Origin of the sequence: Paenibacillus plantarum, assembly GCF_013141695.1 — a bacterium.
GTDB lineage: Bacteria > Bacillota > Bacilli > Paenibacillales > NBRC-103111 > Paenibacillus_E > Paenibacillus_E plantarum.
Genome location: NZ_WHNY01000071.1, coordinates 1 through 7,275 on the forward strand (window position 1 = coordinate 1; position 7,275 = coordinate 7,275).

The following is a 7,275-nucleotide window of genomic DNA, read 5'->3' on the forward strand; positions in this document are numbered from 1 at the left end:
TCAGTTTGTTTCGTGTCTGTTCCACATCCGGCGAGTGTAAGGGGTACAATAAGGGATAAAGCTATTACTGATGCAATTTTCTTTTTCTGTTTAAGCATTTTGTCCTCCTTTTTTCTGGTCCGCGATTTTGAGTTTCTTTGGAAAAGCGTAAATACGATTGACTGCAATTTCACAATAATAAATTACGATAATCTTTCATACAGAAAAAAATATGGTTTCCTTCGATAATTTACTATTGTGATTCTTCAAAAACTTAATATTTCATCAATATGTAATTTTTTTGAAGTTTTTACCAAGCATATTTTCTCTACATTGATCTAAATGAACACCTAGCAGAACAATCTCCTAACTACAAACAAAGCTCATGAAGGTGTCTACACCTTCATGAGCTTTGTTTTTTCTAAATGTCTTCAACTATTATCCACTTTCATCAGCTCGAACAGTGTTTATTGCAAAATTGCTTTAGCTACGATGGCGAGGTCTGTAATGTCTACGTTTCCGTCATGGTTGACATCCGCTTTCTCATTCCAGCCCACAAGACCTATTTGTTTGCCGTAAGCAGCTGCAACGGAAGCCAAGTCTCCAATTGAGACACCATCTCCATTGATATCTGCGATTATTATCTGGCTTGTGAACATTTGAATCGCCGCTTCCAATGCAGCTTTCGCGCTATCAACCTGCTGTTGAGCAGCATTCGAATTGTTTACTATTGCTTTGGATGCATCGATAGCCGACTGCAATTGCGCTTTGGAGCCAATCGCATACAGTCCATCTTCATTGCCTTCCACTGCTGCAGTGTACTTCGCTTGAGCACTTGTGATCGTTGCGTTCAAGAGCGATTTATCTACAGTTATAATAGGTAAAGTTATTTGTATCTCGCGGGATGCTCCGCCAACCTGCAGTTCATTCCCCTGTGCATTGGCAATCACAATGTTGTCTACAGATATTGTCGTATTGGTTGCCTGGGGTACAGATTTGGTCCTAAATTTGATTGCGAGCAAATCGCCTTGGGCAGGCACGTTCACGCCCACGCTGGCAGCCACAATTCGTAATTGTCCCGGAATTGTTTCCTTTGTATCGATGACTTGAAATCCATCTTTCAGTGATGTTACCGGTGTCGCCGTTTCTAGCTGCAATTTCTGCGGATCATAGTGAACCGTCAAAACTTGACCAAACACCGACTGGTACACACTTTGCGTCACGCTCAATCCCATCGTTACATCAAATGTCATGCCAGGGGTCGCCTGCTGCACGCTACTCAATATAGCTTGACTTGCCGCCGGTGCAACCCCATCTACTCTGTAGATCGCTTTTGCATTGACTGATGTTCCTGCTACTGTGCCGTTTACTGTAAATACGCCTGCATGTGATACCATATCTGCAGTTACAGGGGCCCATGCAACGTCAACTAAACCAGTTGTTCCATCGTTGTATACAGCCTCGATCTGTGCAGGGAGTGATGGAATTACGCCTACGTTCGTATCCATAGCAACCGATTTGTAATCTACAATCGTTTTTACAAATTCTTTATTCGGTGTGTATACCTCAAATTCTGTAAGACCAAGTTCACCCTGTTCAGCCGGAGAAGAATTTGTAAACTTATTATCAGGGTCAATAGTGAATTTAATCCAGCTAGTCACAATCGGCTGGTCAAAAACAACAAAGTTGTCAGGTTTTCCATTCCACAATATGTTCTCAACCTTATTGCTACCTCCTTCCCATTCCAAAAGCCCTTCTCCAATCTGATTGATCTGGTGGCCACGGTCTATCAGGTTCACCTTACTGATTGTTAATGGAGCAGCGAAATCCAATTTAATCCATGGAGCCTTGGTATTATCAGTGGGAGATGATGCCCAGCTCGTAGCCTTATCACCATCTACCGCTTTTAGACCAACATATCTGGCATCATCAAACCTGACTGACTTTACGGATACACTTGCTGTATTGGCTATGTTTCCACCTTGAGGTAGAGCTAAAATCGCCTTCTGATTGGTCTCCAGGATTACTCCATCCAGAGTTACATTCGCTTTGACAGTCGAAACGAATCCTCTATTCAAATCTCCTTTGATCACAATTGTGTTACTACCTGGGATAGCCTCTAATCTTGAATCACTGAACACATACTGTACAGCAGCTCTTGATAAATCTGCCTGTTCGCCAGTATTTAATGTTCCCACTAAAGTAGCGACAATCGGTTCGTTCTTCTTGATAACTTGGTTATCAAAAGAAAGCTTAACTTCTCTTAGAACGGGTTTAAAATCAGCTACTACTCTGAAGATCGCTTTCGCTTGGACTGAGGTTCCTGTTACTGTGCCGTTTACTGTAAATACACCTGCATGTGATACCATATCTGCAGTAATGGGGGCCCATGCAACGTCAACTAATCCCGTTGTTCCATCGTTGTATACAGCTTCGATCTGTGCAGGTAGTGATGGTATTTCGCCTAAGCCCGTATCCGTAGCAACCGACTTGTAATCTACAATCGTCTTTGCCACTGCTTTTGCTTCAAAGACATTGATCTCCGCAGCCGATGCATAGCCACCAGTACCCGCCGTTGCTTCGAGCTTGACATACGATGCATTCGTCGTTGTAAAAGTTGCGGATTTCTCTTTATTGTCGTTTGCCCAAGTTCCGCTCGCAACCTTGGCAAAGTCCACTCCATTCGTACTTACATATACGTTATAGCCTGTAATATTTCCATTGCTGCCTCCATCTTGCCTTGGCAAATAGGAGATTGAATTGATATTGTGGGTTCCTCCAAGGTTTAACTTAATCGATTGGGGGAGAACGTCGGAAGTCCACTTTGTATGCCAAAATGTTCCTGGGTTTCCGTCAATCGCTATTGGGCCTGCGTTGTTAGCACCAGCAGTTTCCTGACTTGTCGCCGTAGCCGTCATTTGTGATTGAGGGATAATATCCCTAACTGCAGCAATTGTCATAGGACGACTTTCAACAGTTAACCCATCTAAAGTAACCTTTACAACAACAGTCGCATTAAATCCACTACCTATGTCGCCTTTTACTACGATTGTATGGCTGCCCTCAACAACGGATAACCTTTCATCACTAAATTGATATTGTACTGTAGCCCTTGATAAATCAGTTGATTCTCCTGTATTTAATAGGCCTTCAATTGAAGCAATGACTGGTTTATCGGATTGAATTGTCGGACTATTTAGAGAAATCTTTACTTCTTTCAGAAAAGGGGTTAGAACTATTTTTCCGTCAGCATCTACAGTAACATAGAAATAATCGCTTGCGATGTAGCCGCCCTTCCTAACAGATACATTGATCTTGGCCATGCCTTCTGCCCCGGCTGTAATAACCCCATCTGCGCCAACTGCTGCAACGGACGGGTTTTCGCTTGTGATCGTAATGTTCGCATCGGTTAGGTCCAGAGGTTCACCTAAAAAGGAATAACCTTTTACATCAACCGTTACCTTATTGTTATCCGTTCCGATTTTCGGATCAAGCTTAAGATTTCCAAGTGCTGTTAAATCTGCTAATGAGAATACTTTAACTTCCAGCACATCAATCGGGCTGCCTCCTTGACCGCCGCCAGGGAAGGATACTCTTACATAACGCGCTTGCACTTCGGGTTTGCTCGGATCAACTGGATAGTTGTAATACAAGCCTTCTTGCTCCCAAGCATACAAGGTTGTATCGCTTTTCGGAACTGCCAGCGTGTTTCTCTGTGTCGGCAATCCACCGCCGGACAATGTGTTTGTTTCGTTACCTGCTATCCAATTTGTTCCGTCAACGCTATACTCAATCTTTATCTTATTCGGCACGTTGTAGTAAGTAACATTGTCAACATTCGGCATATGGTGATTAAAGTAGATATTAACGCGGTTAAGCTTTTGCAGTTTGCCCAAATCATACATGATGCTCGGATTTGTGTCGCTTGCCTGCGCTACCCACTTTGCGCGATTGCCGCCGGTCGAATCGTTGATTATGCCGTCAGATAATTTGGCTGCGTTACTGCTGTCGCTTGTAACTGTCGGCGTAATTCCAGCTGAAACGTTTACATCTGGAACAAGTGTAATGTAGTTACGGGTTGATGTAAATGTCTTTCCGTCTACAGTGATATCAGCCCAGTAGCTGTACATCGTAGGGGTGGAAACTTTACCTGTAAATTGCATGGTGTTGCCATTTACAACGAACGGTACTTGAGCTGCTGGCACTTCGGTTACAATGATTTTACCTGTAGAGTTGTTACGGTTACCGTCCACTGTTGCATAGTGGTACTTGATGTTTGTACCGCCCAGAATATCAACCGTGCCTCCCTTTTCTGTGAATGCCTGGAATGTCACAGGAAGGTCCTGGTTTGTGGAGAATTGTCCCCAGAACAAAGCGCCTTTTGTGAACATATTAACACCAACCAGCGGAAGTGCAGCTGAAATCGCACCGCCCGACACCTTTACAGGATATGTGTCGGTCCTAACCTGAGGAGCGTTCACACCATCATTATAGGTTGCCGTAACTGTGATTGTAGCTGTACCGTCACCGACAGCTGTTACCAAACCTGTTGCAGAGTCTACAGCTGCTACGCTTGTTTTATCGCTTGTGTAGCTAAGTGTAGCAGGTGCGAAAAGATTGGTGTAGTTATTCATATAGCTCTCTGCTCTAAGTTTCAGTTTGTTTGGTTCAGTTTGGCTGCTGAACAATTTAACACTTGTCATTTTGTATTTTCTTGCAGGGTTTTGTGTTGTAATTTTAATGATTGTATCAATAGGGTCGGCAATAACACTTGAAGTGTTAATTGTAATATAGTATTTGCCATTGTTTTGTTGTGTTGTGAATGGCAGAGAACCACCCTTGTTCAGCCACTCGACCTTGTCAACCGGGTAATCGAAGGGACCAATTCCGCTCATCGAGGCTTGGCCGGTAAATCCTGCCTTGCTCACGCCGGAAATCAGGTTTTTGATCATATGCATATAGACATTCTGGTCACGGGACAGGGCGTAACCCCAATCTGGACCCTGACCGTAAGCGATAGCCTGCTGCGGATCTGTTTTCCAGCCTGATTTAATGGTGTAATCCATGGTGTATGGCAAGGTGCCGTACATGGACTCACGCAGGTCCGGACTGCCGGCATTTGCCATCCATTTTGCAATGGAGCTGCGCATACCTAGCGCATTCTGTGACTCAATAGGCACCATTGAGAAGATATTTGTGTTATCCAAGTTACTAAACAGGTTATCCGGACCGCGGGTTCTACCAATGGTCTGGTCATAATTCATGACATAACCATGTCCGTATTGGTCAATGATTTCCTTTGTCAACTCAATCCAATTGTCGCGTTCGTTGCCTTGTGCGTATTGTGCCCAGACATCGAGTGCAGTTGTAAATGGATCGTTCCATTCCTCATGGGCAACTTTTCTTGTTTGTTGCTTAATACCGTTGACCCAGCCACCGTTATTGTAAGGTTCACTTTGCCAGAATGGACGCTCGTGAAATGTAATATCTGCATCACCCGATCGAGGATCGGAATTTTTTGCAATTAAAACACGGTCGTTATAGTTGCGAGCAGAACTCCACGACACGTCAACATTTTGATGATCATCAGGATTACCATCGACAAAGAGATACCATGGATTGTATCTTTTTACCAAAGCTTGCATGTCGGTATCCAAAACTGAAACTTCTTGGTTTGACGGTGGCTGGTCGTATCCAGGTGCAATGTATATACCAAACTTCATGCCGTAGCGCTCGACGGCCTGTTTGGCCTGCATCACTCTGTCTTTGACATGCCAACTGCCATCCTCAGACTGGTACATAGCGTTGTATTTATACGTATAGTTGCTGTCGCTTGGAGTTAAGACTGCGTTGGGTGACGGCCAGTAGTAAACTTTGCCTTGAATGGATTCTGTCGAAAGCATGGTCATTCCCATTTCTTTAGCTGCCTGTGCCCACGCGTCATAGTTGTAGTTTGGGTCATAAAGGTTCGGATAGGTGCCCGTGGTGTGTGACAGCGCCGACAGCTTGCCCTCAATAAACCAATCAACCGGGTTTTCCTTAACCGTCATCGTATATGGCTTTGTTGCAGTAGCATTTTGAGCGTCTTTTACCTTCACTGTGAAGGTATAATCTTGTTGTGATACGCCTTGAGCGCCGTCTGCAACCTTACCGTCAATGTGACCGTCGGATGCCAATGTCAGACCGGGCGGCAACTGACCATCGGCAATTTCCCAAGTGTAGCCGGGATTTCCGCCCGCAGCCTGGAATGTAAAGGGAGCTGCCTGCGCAGCATTAGACGATGTACTCACTTCGTTGTCGAGTTTGAAAACCATCCATACATATGGATTTTCATCGTAAGCGTATGGAAGTGCGTTTGAAGGATAGTCGTTTGCCGGGATATTTGCATTGCGGGCATCAAATGCTGTTTTATCAATAGCAAGGCCCTGTGTAACAATGTTCAGCTGGTTGTTGCTTACGTTTGGTCCTGTTACAGAGTAGGTTAGCCCCGAAATTTGATTTCCGTTATTGTCGGAAAGTCTTGAGTAAAATCCCAAAAAATCCCTATGAGTATTAAAGTTTTTATGCTGAATTTCAATGAGCAGCTTGTTCCAGCCTTGCTTTAAATTGACTGAATATTTAGAACCAGTCTTGGGCAGTTTTTCTGGAGCTTGAACTTGTTGTCCACTGAGAATATCGTTCGCAAAAAGTTTATACACACCCGAACCGGCTACTTGCCACTGAACCGTCTGTGCTGTAGGGCTGTAAACATAGGTCGCTGCCATTACCCACTTATTGAGTGTATCTTTCCCCTGTTTGACATCAAAATAACCTAACAGATCATTGTAATCATCATAATTGCGGTTGAAGATACGGTCGTCGAAATATTGCCAAGTGGATGTTTCTGTGTTGTTCGGATCGGCAAACGACTGGCCAATGACAGGAACGATGTTTCCAGGAGATTGCTCGTTGGTAAAAGGACCGGAAACCGCCCATTGGTTCGTGTAGGGCGCGGTGCCGGTTGTTTGAGCCGCTTCTACTTTATTCGTATTCATATACGAAAAAGACGGAACCATTATAGAGGATATTACTATTAAAGAAAAAAATCGCTTTAATTTGTATTTCATCGGGTTATTCCCCCATTCAAGTATTTTTGTGAAAAAGACTCCTTACAAGTCGTTCGGCCTTGGATGATACCGCTTTCACTTTTCCCAAAGCAGGAGGAAAAGCGAGGCTCATGCACATAACAGTACTTAACCTGCTTTCCCTCCCTCGATGAATCCCGCTAATATCTATCGCTTATCATCTTTGCTTCAT

Annotated in this window: 1 protein-coding gene; it reads right to left on the minus strand. The window is 44.1% G+C overall.

Annotation, left to right across the window (positions count from 1 at the left end; genetic code table 11):
* Positions 1 to 446: 446 nt before the first annotated feature.
* Complete coding sequence (locus tag GC096_RS26620; RefSeq protein ID WP_246302982.1) at positions 447 to 7,085, minus strand: discoidin domain-containing protein; 6,639 nt, start codon at positions 7,083 to 7,085, stop codon at positions 447 to 449.
* Positions 7,086 to 7,275 lie beyond the last annotated feature (190 nt).

Coding starts and splice junctions, on each gene's coding strand:
- GC096_RS26620 (WP_246302982.1), bottom strand. CDS start 7,085: ATGAAATACAAATTAAAGCGATTTTTTTCTTTAATAGTAATATCCTCT.